The following is a 13563-nucleotide window of genomic DNA, read 5'->3' as shown; positions in this document are numbered from 1 at the left end:
GCAAGCGCTACAGATAAACCTGCAAAATTGCGTCGTGAATGCCATCACAATCGATCAGATCCACCCTTTGCAAACGGATCTTGATGCCGTTGTCCGTTGCGACCAGATGGTGTGTGTACGAGCCGACGTAAGACTTCATGGCATCGCGTCGGAACTGTGTCACCTGAAAGCGCGACTTGACGACCAACACACCGCTGGTATCGGCCGGGACAACACGCACATTGCTGACAATATGGTTGCAGCGCGTTCCCGGCTGCTGTCCACCGGTTCCGGCATCTAGCAGGCGCTCACAACGAGCAGCCATACTCGGCACGTCGTCGTACAGGAATGACACTTGCGTCTTGGGGTTGGTGTCTCCGGGCCTTGCCGGAATCCAATAAGTGGCATCGGGCGTAAAAAGATCGATCCACGATTCAAAATCGCGCGTATCTATGAATTCGGCTTGACGGTAGAGAAAGTCCTCCGCCTCACTCCGGCTGAGGTGCAATTCCTGGGCAGTGGTCTGCATGTTCATGGTTTCCTATGTGTTCAATGCTGCTTATTGGACGGACATGTACTGGCTCCACGCCTGGTACATGTTGCGCATACAGACCTCGGAGTTCCCGGACGATCCTTTCAAGCTCGAACCGACCGGAATGTCGCGGTTGGCCTCGCGGCTCAGCCGCACCCAGTCCGACTCGGGTCCCTTCAGACCTGCGTGGACGCGGTAGTAGGCTTCGAAGTCGTCGGCGGCGACCAGATTCGACGGTGAATTCCCTATATTGGCCGCCGTGATGGCGCGGCTCGTGAAACTGTCCGGCGCGCCTTTGAGGCGGAAGACCCAGATTTCCAACAAGGTCTTGTCTACCGCCAGCGGACGGATGACCCGCAGTTGCTGGAGCGATGGCTGCATAAGCGCCGTTGGGAACAGCATGGCATTGTGGAAGTTTCGCCCGAGAATCGCCTGTGCGCCTGCCTCACCGTGCCGAGCAATCATTTCCGCCTTGTACTTCTCCGCGTCGGTCCCCTTCGGCTCAGGGGCAAAAGCCGCCATGTCAAAGTGCCCGTTCGGGTGAGCGACAAGATCGGTTTTCGCCATCTGGTCGGGCTCGCCGGCCAGCAAGGTTGCCACCTGCAGGCCTCCGGCATGTTCAATTTTGAATTTCTCCAGCGTCCGCTTTGCCGCCCGCGCTGTCTGATAGTGCACGAACGAGGTGTGCATGCCGTCGCTCATGTTGTCGATAAAAATTTTCCAGTTGCTGTTCTGTACGGTCCGAAAGCAATCGCCGACGATCTCGATCTGCCCCTCGGGCGCACGGTCGACCACGCTGTCGAAGCCACGCATCCCCTCGCCTGCCCAGGTCTTGAGATCGGGGCCATCCGCAACGAGTGAAGCGAACACGAATCCCCGGTAGTTCTCGACGCGCGGCAGGCGCTTCATGCCGTTGGCCCGATTCGTAGGGTCGAAGCAGGTGTTGTCATAACCAGAACGAACCGGCACCCCGGCCAGCGAGCCGTCGGCTTCAAAGCTCCAGCCGTGGTACATGCACACAAGTCGCTTGGTGTGACCTGACCGCTCAGGACACACGATCGCCCCTTTGTGAGGGCAACGGTTCTCCAGCACATGGATAGTTCCGTCAGCATGGCGCGTCATGACTACCGGTTGGCGACCGACCTGCGTCGTAAAGTAGTCGCCTGGGTTGGGTATCTGGCTCTCATGTCCGACATAAATCCAAGATCGACCAAAGATGCGGTCCATCTCCAGTTCGAACACGTCGGAGTCGACAAACACGCGGCGGTGTACACGTTCGGCCTCCACCATGCGCCCCAGGTCGAGGTCGGTAGCCGCGCCATGGCGCAGGGATGAATCTAAGGTTGTACTCATTGGGGTTCTCTCTTCTGTCTTTTGAATGGTGAGCCGATTACGCTTGCAGGGTTTTTATCAGTTGCAGTGCGGCATCCCACGACTTGCTCGCAGCTTCTGCGTGGTAGTGGGAATTGGCCGGCATCATGTAGGCATGTCCGGCACCGGGGTGCAAGACGAATGGGCAGCCATTGGCATCCGCCACCGCCTTCACCGCAGCCAGCTCCTCGGCAGGCGCCAGATGGTCATGCTCGCCGTAGTGGAATTCCACCGGGCAGTTCGGCTTGTCACCAGGCTTCAGGTACTTGGAAACATAGGTACCGTGAAACGACACCGATGCATCGACACCCAGCCCGTCGCACGCCGCCCGCCAGGCATAAGGGCCACCAAAGCAGTAGCCCAGAAGCACTACCTTGCCGTTGCAGTTGGGGTGACTCCTCAGTGCCTCGATACCCCGCCGCAGCTCGTCCATCGATCTCGAGAAGTCGATGCGCATTGCTCGGCCGATGGCACGCTGCACATCCGTCGCCTCGGCCAATACGCCGGAATCCTGGTCCCGCCAGAAAAAGTTCGGTGCCAGGGCGACGCAGCCACGCGCGGCTAGTTCGTCGCAGACGTCCTTCATGTCCTGATCAATACCGAAAACGTGCGTCACCACGATCACTCCAGGGCCATTGCCTTTTCCGGTTACGGCGCGGTAGGCCTCCATCTGGCCATCGGCCACCGCGACCATGGTCTGCTCACGGGTTACAGCACGAAGTTGTTCGTCGAATCCAGTCAGCTTTCGAGTCATTTTTTCTCCTTCAGGTTAATGTTGATAACAATATTTAGATATGCCGTTTTAAGAACCGCAGCAGACGCGACGAAACCATTCCGGTGGAACTTCCCAACTCCTCAAGAGGCTCTTCACTGAACCAGAAGTGGCCGGCACCATCGACGGGGCATTCGCGCACCACATGCCCAGCCTGTTTCAGTGCCCTCAGAAACGGCTCCGACTGTGAGCGCGGGTTCACGACCACATCCGCCGTTCCGTAGGCAAGGAAGACGGGTAACTTGCTTGCTGTGTAGCGAACATGGCTGATGGGCGACGCGTCGAAATAGAGTTGACGGTCTGCAAATGGCGAGCCGCCCATGAAGCATTCGGTACGGCGTGCGCCTGCCTGGGAGAAGTCGGCTATTTCGTGTTGCCAGTGGGCGAACATGTCGTACACACCATATATCCCGGCAAACAATTTGACGCGTGCATCAACGCCAGCATAGGCATTTGCCGGAGCGTTATTGGTGAACTGTGGCGCATCCCAGGCAAGTGCCGCAAGCGCTGCTACATGCGCCCCCGCCGACGCACCAAGCAGGCCAATGCGTTGCGGATCGACGCCCAGTTCACCCGCATTACCACGGACGAACTGGATGGCACTGAGGACATCGCAAATAGGACCGGGATATGTCTTCTGCGTTGCCGATACACGGTACTGGATGGCAAACATGGCGATCCCATTTCGCGCCAGGAACTCGCCCCAGTGCCGCAGTCCGCCCGGATCGCTGGCCAGCCAGCCCCCCCCCGGAACGGCGATAACAACGGGAAAATTACCCTGGCCTGCAGGCAGGTAAAAATCGCCTCCCAACTCCCCGCCATCGGGCCTGGCATAAACGATCCCGTTGCGGATGGCTGCGGAAAATGTGCTCGCACGGTTCTCGTGAGCACCAGAGTTGTGTGTCGCGATCATTCAGCGTGCACCACCTGCAGCCAAGCCATCCGGCGTGAAGTGGCCATCCGAAAACTGCGGCACGATCGAGTAGTGGGCCTTCTTCTGGTTGTATAGATTAGCGACGAACCCTGTGCCCGCCAGCAGATCGTCGAAACCGAAGCTGCCAATAAGGACACCGGGCAGATCGGGGGCAACAAAGGTGTTCGCCCACAGCTGCTTCCAGAGCTGACCGTTGGCGTCCCAGCGGTCGCCTAGCACGCAAGTCCAGGTGTCTTCGTCACAGTAGTAGCGGCTCTTGCGTGCCTGGTGCCGCTTGCCCTCGCGCAGCGTGGCCTCGACGACCCAAACCCGGTGTAGCTCCCAGCGCATGAAGCTCGGAGCCAGATGGTGGGCTGCAAGTACTTCGGCGTCGGTCGTGGGTTGCAACAAGCGGTTTGTGTTGTACGGAATGATCATCTCCCGCTTGCCGATCAGTTTCCAGTCGAACTGCTCGAGCCGGCCACTGAAGACCTCGATCTCGTCCAATGACATCACACCCGCTGTCACTGGTGCCGGCGTGTCGCAGCAGGGGTTTGGCAGCTTGCGTACGCGCCGCTGCCCAGTCAGATATACCCAACTCTGCGACTTGGTGTAATCGACATTCTCGCGTCCGACGATGGCCTCGCCAGCGCGTATCGGTGGCCCCGAGTTCACCACCCGGACCAGCCAGAAATCACCGTTCCACTTATCGGGCGGTCCTTCGGGCTGGTAGTACGGGGCCACTGAGTCGCCGACGCCATCCGTCGTCATCACGGCCTTCCCGTCAACAGTAAGCTGGTACATGTTCGTCTGGAACTGCCAGGAGGTGCCGCGCCAGCGCAGAACGTGATTCCACATCACTTCAGCGCCCACCTTTGGAATCGGGAAAGGAATCCCGCCATAGGCCCCTTCGATCTGATCACCGTTGACCTTGGCCCGCGTCGCATTCTTGAACGTGTTGTCGTACACCCACTGCGGTGCGGCTGCAGTGCGCTGTGTCTTGTAAACGTCGACGCGGAAAGAATCCGGATACTTCTTCAGCATAGCTTTCGTACCGTCCGACAACTTGTCGGCGTACTGATCAACCGTCTTGGCGGTGATCGAATACAAAGGCTTCTCGTCCTTAAATGGGTCGCCTCGACGGCCCCCCGGCTTGTCGCCAGGAATTGGTGTCGTATAACCGCCGGTCCACGCGGGAATGGTGCCATCCTTGTTGCCGGCCTTCTCTGCACCGAGAGGTGTGAGTTCGGTCTTCAGCCGTGCGGCGTCCTCGGCGTTGACGCCGGCGAATACTCCGGAAGGAGCAATAAGTGTGGCCAGGCAAGCGGCGGAAGTGACAAGTTGTCGTTTCATGGAAAGTCTCCGTGCACCGGTCAAAGCCGGCGTAATGTAGTAGGAAGAAGGCGCTGCAAGTGCTGGCGATTTCATGCCGGGACACCTGGCTGTAAGGGGGCCGCATGCACGGGTAGGCGGGAGAAGCACCAGAACGCACAGCCGGCAAACACAACTGCGGCGACGCCGATGGCGCCATAGCCGTAGAACTTAACCAGCGTGCCGCCGAGCACGGGTCCGATGGCCGCGCCGATCATCAGCATTGCTGGTGTCGCCGCAAGCGCCCTGCCCGTAGGTTCTAGACGGGCGAGTAACCCAAAGGCGAAGGTATGCGAGAAGATGATGACGGCTACGAACACCGCAGTCGAGCCGGCATAGATCGGAAATGCCACGGCATTCATCACTGCTACCGCCAGCACAGCCTGGATGACCGGCGCACACAGCAGCACGCCGCGCGCCGACAGTCGCCGTTCGAGCAACACCGCCAGCGGGGCGGGCACCAGGTTGACGACGCCCAACGCAATCAGCACGCCGGCCACAGCCTGCGAACCGAAACCCCGGTCGATACCGGCACGCTCAACAAAGCTTGTGGTCATGGCCTGTACTAGCGCGACCAGCGCAACCCCAACGATGCCAAACCATACGGCCGCCGAAAAACGTGTTGGCACAGACACGGCTGAGAGGCCGCCGACCTTGATGGGCCCCTGTGCAACCGACGGTGCGGCCACGGCGGTCGGAAAGATGAACAGACACACCAGCGCTGCCAGCGCCATTGCAGCGCTGAAAACACCGAACAGGGCCGCTCCGCCCCACTGAGCCACAATCCGCGGCGTGACGCCAAGATAGAAGATCGCAACGACGCCAAGCGCCATATTGACGATCGCAAACTGGCGATGCGGGTTGGAGCTGAGCGCCATGGTGCCGTGCGTCATGCTCAGTGCTGCGCCGGTGGTCATGCCGCACAACAGGTGCAAACCTGCCAGCGTGTTGAAGTCGCTTGCTATTGCAGCGACGCCAAATCCGGTGGCGCTGACCAGGAACGACAGTGTCACTACTGCGCGCTTGGGCAGGCGATTGAAACGCGACGCAAGCAGAAGGCTGGCGAATACAGCCCCGAACAGGAACAGCGTGGCCAACAGACCGGCCTGCTGGGGGTCGAACCGATAGTTGGCAATCAACGTGCCCACCCACACCGGCAGCGCTACCATGTCGAGCATGCCCGCGCAGTGTGCCACCGAAAGCGCGATACGCCCTCTCTTCGAGTCAGTCGAAATCATGTGTCATCTCCTAAATCAAAATGTGCGACTCAACGTGAGGGAGACGAAGTTGCGGTCGGCGACCGCATTGCCTTGGCCAAATCGAGGGGTGCCTCCCGTCAAGCTCGGCGAGTAGTCGATGAACGATGCGGCCTTGCCGATGTAATGGGTGTATGTCAATCCGAACTGCCATACCCCGAGGTAGTTTCCGGTCAGTCCGATGCTTGCATTTCCGCTCCCCCGGGCGTCCCAGGTGGTTACTGCCGAGCGGCCATCCAGCGTATAGCGCAGACCGATGGGAACGCTCAAGTCAAGCCCTGAAACGATTTGGCGATAGCTGGGCGTGAAGACCAACTGCAGCGCCGCCGCATCACGCGTTCGATCTTTGTCCATTGCACCATCGGGGTCCGTCATGTGCAGCACGCGGTTCCACGCGATTTCGGCTACCAGACTCGACTCGCGTGCAATGAAGCTCGGACCAAAATTGGCCAAGGTTGACAAGTTGATGTGAGCCGTCCGACCTTTTGCATATCTCTGTTCGGGTTGCCCCGGAAAGAATCCATAGATCACGCCCGGACTGCGCAAAGGCATATCACTGCGGATCGACCCTTCGGCTGCGAAGTTGAAGTCTCCAAAGGATTGCGTCGCGCTGACACCATAGACCTTGACAGCTTCCGGAAACAGGTAGTACCAGTTGCCCGGGAGCGTTCCACCAGGACCTGTTGGGCCCTGGAGATCCAACTGCCCATAGAGTTGACCGCTCTTGTCGTGGTACCGGGCTGCGTAGAAACCGAGGTCGGTATCTTCGAGTCGCCACTTCAGCTGCATACCGAACTGCCCGGAGTCCTTCGGCTTGTGATCCCCGCTGGGCTGCAATACGAAGTTGCCGACGTTGGAAACGCCCAGGAACTGGGGAAGCGTGGGATTGCCCCAGACGAGGTTGGACGCCGAGAAGTAGCTGCCCGCAGGTGGCAAGCGATCAGCCTCCCAGCGGAACTGCACGTAGCCGCTGACCGCCACCTCGGGCGTAACTTGCAGCTGCCCGGACAACTGCGGCACAGGGCGGAGGCTTTCCTTGAACTGCGCGTTTGGCGAACTGAGAAGCTTGTGGACGTCGATCGGCCCTTGCGCTCGCGCAATGCCGTTTTCGCCAAAGAAGAGACTCTCACCGTATTGCAGTGCGTGCCGGCCCAGACGCAGGCTCAACTTGCGCCCGGAGCTGAGATCCCAGCTCCCAAAGACAAACACATCCATCAATTCCGCTTTGCGGCCCGCCAGATTTAGCGTGTTGCGCGCGAACTGATTTGTCGGGTTTTGACCGTTACTTGAATCCACGGCCTGCGTCGTTCCGTCATAAGCGGCGTCGTACCAGGCCGAAGCACTCAGGCGAAGCCCGAAATCCTTACGATAGACCGCGTCCAGTTCGGAGAGTAGGTCCACCCGCTTGGAGACTAGCCCCCGGTCGCGGAAATTGTCATCGCCCGCATTGAGATTCAGTGCGTACGGGAAAGCCGAGGCCGGCACCCCTGGCGTGAGCAGACGAAAACTGTTGACCAGTTCGGGGGCCGCCTGTTGCGTGCGGTACATCAGCCCCCCCTTGACTGTGTTGTCGAAGCGAACCGCCCAATCTGAATCGGGCAAGTCGAGCTCCATCGCGTATACGCCGGCGCTGGAAAGCGCCGCGGCCACTGCAGCGGCGATGCGGCATTGCCGCGCTGTATTCACTCTCATCGTGTTGTCTCCTTTTATTTTTTAGAATCTGCCTTACATCGATTCGCAGCGTCGGACTCAATGCATGTGAATGCCCCCATTGATCGCGAGCGTTGCACCCGTGATGCATGCCGCTTCTCGCGAGGCGAGGTACGCGACGCCCGCACTGACCTCTTCCGGGGTTGCAATCCGCTTAAGTGCAGCGAGCGACGCAATGCCTGCTCGGATCTGTTCGTTGGTATTGCGAAAGAATTCGGGCGTGCCCACTGGCCCCGGAGCCACGTTATTGACAGTGATACCTGCCGCCGCCAGGTCGAATGCTGCTTGCCGCGTCAGCCCAAGAAGTGCAGCTTTGGCCGTCCCATAGGCGATGTCCGTTCCGTTGCCTGCGAGTTCGCCCGCAGCAGACCCGATGAGGATGATGCGCGAGTGCTCCATCGGTGTCGCCAGCCGCAGCTGCGCGAACGCCTGGACGCAACAGAACACGCCGGTGAGGTTGAGAGCGATGGTTCGGTCCCAGTCGTCTTTGCCGAGCGTCGCAACATGGGTCCGCTGACCAAGATGAACGACAGGCCCACCCGATGCGACTACCAGGACGCTGGCAGGGCCGCTCGCCTCGATGCCGAGAAGAGCAGCATGTACCGACTCCGCACGGGTTACGTCCAACCGGGCTACTTCGTGGCCGCTACCGCTCAAGTCGTCCATCACTTTGCGTGCACCGTCCTCATCGAAATCGGCCACCACGACGCGATAGCCCAGCAATGCCAGTTTGCGACAGACATCGCTGCCGATGCCGCCGGCACCGCCGATGACGACTGCCCGACGATCCTCTGTCATGGGTTCCCTGCCTTGCCCGTTGAGGACATGCTGCGACTCTGCACCAACGCCGTGCCGACGCGGTTGCGTGAGGCTTTGAGTAGGTATGCGAAGAGGCCCGCAGGCCTCCCGCCAACGACGAGGATGCTCATCTTTTGTCTCCGATTTCTTAATTGGTGTCGCAACTTCAATCCGAGCCGCGTGGGAAGAAGTATTGATCCACGTCAAAATTTGGGCAATACTGCATCAATGAAGATAGACATTTGCGAAACAAATAATGGTCGATGCGCGCAACCAGTTGCTCGTTGCTCTGCACCGCCCGCTCGACGTCGCTCTGTGGCACGACGCAAAGGTCTGCCGTATCTCGAATGGGATACCCCTAACCAGCTCCCGTGGCGAAGGAACGCTCATCGACATTCGATCAACAGGACATCCCTGAAAGTAGAGATGTGGAGCAGATGAAAGACTTCGACCTCAACCTGTTGCGCGTGTTGGTAGCTTTGCACCGTACGCGTAGCGTCTCAAAGGCCGCCGCTGCGCTCGATCTAAGCCAGCCTGCAACAAGCCTTGCCCTGGGACGGCTGCGCAAGGCTCTCGACGACCCACTCTTTGTGCGCTCCCACACCGGCATGCTGCCGACACCTCGTGGCACCGAGCTGGCCGACGCCGCAGCCAGGGCTCTGTCCGACTTCAGCGTGCATGCGCATAACGAGCCAGCTTTCGATCCAGCCTCGTCACGTCGCGACTTCGTAATCACCACGCCCGATATCGGTGAACTCCAACTCCTGCCGCCACTGATGGCCTATTTGGCACGAGAAGCACCCTACTGCAACCTGCGGTCGGAGCCCTTTGCGACAATGGATGTTGAAGCCGCATTAGAGGAAGGCCGATGTGACCTTGCGCTCGGACTCTTCCCTAATCTCGAACGGCCTGTGCTCTACACGCAGCAGATCCTCACGCAAACCATCGTCTGCCTTGTTCGAGCGGATCACCCACTGGTGCAGTCGTCACGCATCTCCATGCGTCGCTTCCTAGAACTCTCGCATGCGGTAGTCCACCCAGTAGGTCGCAGCCAAGAGCTATTTGAAGCGCTTTTGAAAGCGAAGGGCCATACGCGCAGGGTCCAGTTGAAAACGTCCCACTTTCTTTCGGTGCCTTCGATCATTGCCGCGACCGACATGATCGTCACGGTGCCGCGTTCAATCGCGGACTATTACACCCGCCTGGAGAACCTGCGGATCGTAGAGCCTCCAATCAACATCAAGCCGCTCCCAATCCGGCAGTTCTGGCATCCGCGGTTCCATACCGATCCCGCTGTGCGATGGCTGAGGGAATCAGTCGCCCGCGTATTCAGCAAGGTCAACGCTTAATGTGCTCGGCCATCGCTCTGCCAGAGTGCGGCATCAAAGACGCACTGTCAGTGACAGGAGCGCTAGATTCCCGAACTATGCATGACTGCTCGGCTATCGGTCACAGTGGGGCCAGTGAGCAACGTTCGCTGTAGCAGGGTTCGGTGAAGTCCACCTCGACCGACGGAGAAATGCCTACCGTAGAAACCAATGCCATAGACAGACGACTGTCCTCTAACAGAGGCCTCGCCTATTCGCCACTCTTTGGAGCCAAGCCTATTTCGGGTTCGAATCTACGTCAGGAATACAACGCAGCTTCTGGTGTTTATTGCCGCAAAGCTGAATCCTAGTACTCGACGATTCTGTCATTCTCGATACGAAACATGTCGAACCAAGTGGTCGTATATTGACGAGATGCATCTTTCGGATCGGCATACTCTCAAAAAAAGCCCGGTACCACAATGCACGTTCTGCAATGATGGAGGCCAAAGGGGCTTTCACCAGCACCTCCAAAGGTTTGGGCGTGGGGTTCCTGCGCGAGATAAATTCAACCATGGCCGCACGACCGTCTGGGACGTTAGGATTGTGCTGGACATACACTCCGTGACGTACTTGTCTGCAGTCGACACCTGTCTGGCCTCGAAAATCTCGCACCATAAATCATAGATAAGCCGCTTGTTCGCTGCAAGCTTGAGATAACTGCCACTCAGTACAGTCCAAAAATTTTGGCACCCAGCAAGGCGGTCAGCGCAACGCTAGAGACAAGAACACCGCGCGCTGAGTATGCAGAACGCTTCTTTTCTACAGACGCATGGTTCACGTCAAGGATGAGAAAGCGAACTCCCGCGATCAAATGGTGCAAAAACGCCCAGAGGATAACCAGCGCCAGGAGCTTAATGGCCCCCCCGGGCAAAAGACCGACGCCCGTATCAAACACTTGGGTGAGCTTCGCGTAGGAGACTTCCGACGAAACAGAAGCATCAAAAGCCCAAATGATCAAAGGAAGCAGGAGAAACATAACAGCGCCGCTGACTCTGTGCAGAAGTGAAACCCAAGCGGATGCGGGGAAACGCTTCATGTAAGGAATGAGCTGGGCGATGGATATGTTGCGATGCTCGTGGCGGGAACGGATATTGGAACTCATGAACAAGGGCGGGATATACAGATGGAATTCAATAGCGATTTAGACAGTATCTTTACGGAAGCATCGCGTCGCGGGCTTCGTGCGTAATACTCATTCGGGGATGAAGTGCAATGAAACTGGAATAGAGCTGCCACAGATATGGGGGCGGTTGGCGTGCCCACTGCACAGTTGACGGATCACATATGTGGCAGTCAATCCGGTCGTACGCCTTCATATGCGCGCTGCAGCAGCTGCCGAATTGCGCTGCGTTGTGCCGGACCGAAGGGACGGGGGTTCCAGTACGGGTTGCCGACTGCAAGGTCTGCCGCATGGTCCAGATCTGCCGCTTGCATGCCAATGTCTTTGAGCGCCACTGGTGCCCCGCTGCTGCGGGCCAGTTCAAACAGCCCCGCAGCAGCACTAGCGTGGCCCGTCGTTCCCAGCGCGCGGGCCATACGGGCCATGGCTTGCGGAGCAGCCTCGGCATTGAAAGCGATGGCCTGCGGTAGAACGATGGTGTGCACTTCGGCATGCGGCAGATTGAAACTACCGCCCAAAGTGTGGCAGAGCTTATGGTGCAAAGCCATACCCACGTTGCCCAATACCGTACCGCACAGCCAGGCACCATACAGTGCATCACCGCGTGCAGCCACGTCGTCGGGCCGTTGGCGAATGGCGGGAAGGGCCTGCGCGATGGCCCGGATACCTTCTTCGGCCATCAAGTCCATCACTGGATTGCTATCCTGTGCATACAAGCCTTCGGCGGCATGCGCAATCGCGTTTATGCCACTGGTCACGCTCATTGCCACGGGCAAAGTCAAGGTAAGTTCCGGGTCGTAAATGACCGTACGAGGCAGCACGCGTGGATCCTTCCCGGTCTTCTTTAATCCGGCTTCCGTGATCCCGTAGATCGACGTCATCTCGCTGCCCGCATAGGTGGTGGGAATCACCAGAATGGGCATACCTGAATCCAACGCGATGGCCTTGCCCAGCCCCGTGGTGGAGCCACCGCCAATAGCGACTACGCAATCAGCCCCCAGGCGGTATGCCGCCTCCCGTGCTTCACGCGCCGTTTCTATCGGCACATGCATCACTGCTTTTGGAAAGATGCCTGCAGCCCTGGCACCGAGGCGATCCGCCACCATCTGCGCCTGGGTTTGCTGTTCAGGTGTCGACAGCACCAGCGCCTTGCGCGCTCCCAGCAACTCGATTTCCCGTTCCAAGTGCTTAAGGGCACCAGCACCAAACACCACCCGAGCGAGCTGACCGTTGTAAATGAATTCTTTCATGGGTATTTCTTGTCAGTTACTTTATCGTCCACTTGGTACCGATCAGTGGAATGCCCACCAACTCGTCTCTTAGCCAAGCTGGCTGCCATCGAAGCCGATCTCCAGATGGGTCAAGCTCGGAATACACCCTCGCAATCCACGAAACCCGTGGTGCACGCGCGCAACGCTCGCCAGGTTCTCCCCGTGTGAGCCATCACGCACGTTCCACACCGCGATGTGACGGATCATTTCAGTCCTCTCAATCTGGGATATCGTCACGCTAACGCACTGGCGGTGTTGTTCTGACCGGATTCAGTACGAAATCGTACTCAACGATGTAGCTCCCGTCGGGCAGCTGCGTCCAATCCGCGACCAGAGACTGGCGCACGCCGAATACGGCGTCCGAGTCCAGGTAAGGATCGTCGCTTCGGAATACATGAGTGATGAGTGTTTCATAGCCCTCGGCTTTGACCATGAAATGCAGGTGGGCCGGCCGCCACGGATGGCGCCCGGCCGCTTTCAGCAGATCGCCTACCGGCCCGTCATGCGGGATCGCATAGGGCACCGCCAGAATCGATTGAAAGTGGTACCCCCCCTGTGCATCGGCATTCAGAATTCCACGCGCCTGCGCATGGTCGATTTCCGCGTGCTGCACGTCGTATAGGCCATCCTCATCCGATTGCCAAACGTCCATATGGGCACCCGGCACGGGTTCGCCTCCGATGCCACGTACTGTCCCACGAACCAGGCATGGAATTCCACGTGCACCATTGGCGATGTCAGCACCGAGCTCATAGTGTGGAGCACCCTGCACGTGGAAGGGCCCGAAAACCGTGGCCTCGGTACAACCTGCAGGCTTGTCGTTGTTCATCGCCACGGTCAGCGTTGACAGGCCCAACACATCCGACAGTAGGATGAATTCCTGGCGTTTGTCGTCGGTGATGTGACCGCAGCGCGTTAGAAACTCGATGCCTTTAAACCACTCCTCTTCGGTGAGCTGAACTTCTCGCGCGAAAGTGTGCAGGTGGTTTATCAGGCTGGTCATGATCTGCGTGAAACGCGGGTCTGCCGTCGCGGCCTGGCGCGCAAGCACTGCTGTGGTGATGGAGTTTTTGTCAAGATTTCGCATGGTCACTATCTCT

13 protein-coding genes are annotated in these 13563 nt (G+C 58.7%); 1 reads left to right on the top strand and 12 read right to left on the bottom strand.

Features of this window, described 5'->3' with window-relative positions; all coding sequences use genetic code 11:
- Positions 1-7: 7 nt before the first annotated feature.
- The 8 genes from J2X19_RS19925 to J2X19_RS19890 form a co-directional block, all read right to left on the bottom strand.
- Positions 8-508, bottom strand: coding sequence for an aromatic-ring-hydroxylating dioxygenase subunit beta (locus J2X19_RS19925; RefSeq protein WP_310375846.1), 501 nt, complete (start codon positions 506-508; stop codon positions 8-10).
- Between the two features lie 30 nt (positions 509-538).
- Positions 539-1864: an aromatic ring-hydroxylating oxygenase subunit alpha gene (locus J2X19_RS19920; RefSeq protein ID WP_310375845.1), complete on the bottom strand. Its 1326-nt coding sequence runs from the start codon at positions 1862-1864 to the stop codon at positions 539-541.
- A 37-nt stretch (positions 1865-1901) separates the two neighbouring features.
- Positions 1902-2636, bottom strand: a complete 735-nt coding sequence (locus J2X19_RS19915; RefSeq protein WP_310375842.1) for a dienelactone hydrolase family protein — start codon at positions 2634-2636, stop codon at positions 1902-1904.
- A 34-nt stretch (positions 2637-2670) separates the two neighbouring features.
- Positions 2671-3567 carry an alpha/beta hydrolase fold domain-containing protein gene (locus J2X19_RS19910; RefSeq protein WP_310375840.1) on the bottom strand — a complete coding sequence of 299 codons (897 nt, stop codon included), beginning with the start codon at positions 3565-3567 and terminating at the stop codon, positions 2671-2673.
- Entirely contained in the window at positions 3568-4920 is a 1353-nt protein-coding gene (locus J2X19_RS19905) for a DUF1329 domain-containing protein (RefSeq protein ID WP_310375838.1), read from the bottom strand.
- Positions 4921-4991: 71 nt separating this feature from the next.
- On the bottom strand, positions 4992-6176 hold the full coding sequence (locus J2X19_RS19900; RefSeq protein WP_310375837.1) for an MFS transporter: 1185 nt from the start codon (positions 6174-6176) through the stop codon (positions 4992-4994).
- Positions 6177-6191: 15 nt separating this feature from the next.
- Positions 6192-7886 (bottom strand): DUF1302 domain-containing protein, encoded by a 1695-nt coding sequence (locus J2X19_RS19895; protein ID WP_310375836.1) that lies wholly within the window; start codon positions 7884-7886, stop codon positions 6192-6194.
- A gap of 57 nt (positions 7887-7943) precedes the next feature.
- The gene (locus tag J2X19_RS19890) at positions 7944-8702 is read right to left on the bottom strand and encodes an SDR family NAD(P)-dependent oxidoreductase (protein WP_310375834.1); all 759 of its coding nucleotides are present in this window, start codon (positions 8700-8702) and stop codon (positions 7944-7946) included.
- A gap of 371 nt (positions 8703-9073) precedes the next feature.
- On the opposite strand from J2X19_RS19890, the gene J2X19_RS19885 reads away from it, so the two are divergent.
- Entirely contained in the window at positions 9074-10051 is a 978-nt protein-coding gene (locus J2X19_RS19885; RefSeq protein WP_310375832.1) for a LysR family transcriptional regulator, read from the top strand.
- A gap of 685 nt (positions 10052-10736) precedes the next feature.
- Here the strand turns inward: J2X19_RS19885 and sdhC are convergent.
- The 4 genes from sdhC to J2X19_RS19865 form a co-directional block, all read right to left on the bottom strand.
- Positions 10737-11174 carry a succinate dehydrogenase, cytochrome b556 subunit gene (gene sdhC / locus J2X19_RS19880; RefSeq protein ID WP_310375830.1) on the bottom strand — a complete coding sequence of 146 codons (438 nt, stop codon included), beginning with the start codon at positions 11172-11174 and terminating at the stop codon, positions 10737-10739.
- Between the two features lie 191 nt (positions 11175-11365).
- The gene (locus tag J2X19_RS19875) at positions 11366-12442 is read right to left on the bottom strand and encodes a maleylacetate reductase (protein ID WP_310375828.1); all 1077 of its coding nucleotides are present in this window, start codon (positions 12440-12442) and stop codon (positions 11366-11368) included.
- Between the two features lie 69 nt (positions 12443-12511).
- Complete coding sequence (locus tag J2X19_RS19870) at positions 12512-12670, bottom strand: antibiotic biosynthesis monooxygenase family protein (protein WP_310375826.1); 159 nt, start codon at positions 12668-12670, stop codon at positions 12512-12514.
- A 31-nt stretch (positions 12671-12701) separates the two neighbouring features.
- A complete protein-coding gene (locus J2X19_RS19865; RefSeq protein ID WP_310375824.1) occupies positions 12702-13550 on the bottom strand; it encodes an intradiol ring-cleavage dioxygenase in 849 nt (282 codons plus the stop codon).
- Positions 13551-13563 lie beyond the last annotated feature (13 nt).

Origin of the sequence: Rhodoferax ferrireducens (assembly GCF_031458075.1) — a bacterium.
Classification (GTDB): Bacteria; Pseudomonadota; Gammaproteobacteria; order Burkholderiales; family Burkholderiaceae_C; genus Rhodoferax_B; species Rhodoferax_B ferrireducens_A.
This window is presented reverse-complemented; position numbering and strand designations above follow the sequence as displayed.

Excerpts from the sequence above, each read along its gene's own strand:
- J2X19_RS19925 (WP_310375846.1), bottom strand. The coding sequence starts at position 508 with ATGCAGACCACTGCCCAGGAATTGCACCTCAGCCGGAGTGAGGCGGAG.
- J2X19_RS19920 (WP_310375845.1), bottom strand. The coding sequence starts at position 1,864 with ATGAGTACAACCTTAGATTCATCCCTGCGCCATGGCGCGGCTACCGAC.
- J2X19_RS19915 (WP_310375842.1), bottom strand. The coding sequence starts at position 2,636 with ATGACTCGAAAGCTGACTGGATTCGACGAACAACTTCGTGCTGTAACC.
- J2X19_RS19910 (WP_310375840.1), bottom strand. The coding sequence starts at position 3,567 with ATGATCGCGACACACAACTCTGGTGCTCACGAGAACCGTGCGAGCACA.
- J2X19_RS19905 (WP_310375838.1), bottom strand. The coding sequence starts at position 4,920 with ATGAAACGACAACTTGTCACTTCCGCCGCTTGCCTGGCCACACTTATT.
- J2X19_RS19900 (WP_310375837.1), bottom strand. The coding sequence starts at position 6,176 with ATGATTTCGACTGACTCGAAGAGAGGGCGTATCGCGCTTTCGGTGGCA.
- J2X19_RS19895 (WP_310375836.1), bottom strand. The coding sequence starts at position 7,886 with ATGAGAGTGAATACAGCGCGGCAATGCCGCATCGCCGCTGCAGTGGCC.
- J2X19_RS19890 (WP_310375834.1), bottom strand. The coding sequence starts at position 8,702 with ATGACAGAGGATCGTCGGGCAGTCGTCATCGGCGGTGCCGGCGGCATC.
- sdhC (WP_310375830.1), bottom strand. The coding sequence starts at position 11,174 with ATGAGTTCCAATATCCGTTCCCGCCACGAGCATCGCAACATATCCATC.
- J2X19_RS19875 (WP_310375828.1), bottom strand. The coding sequence starts at position 12,442 with ATGAAAGAATTCATTTACAACGGTCAGCTCGCTCGGGTGGTGTTTGGT.
- J2X19_RS19870 (WP_310375826.1), bottom strand. The coding sequence starts at position 12,670 with ATGATCCGTCACATCGCGGTGTGGAACGTGCGTGATGGCTCACACGGG.
- J2X19_RS19865 (WP_310375824.1), bottom strand. The coding sequence starts at position 13,550 with ATGCGAAATCTTGACAAAAACTCCATCACCACAGCAGTGCTTGCGCGC.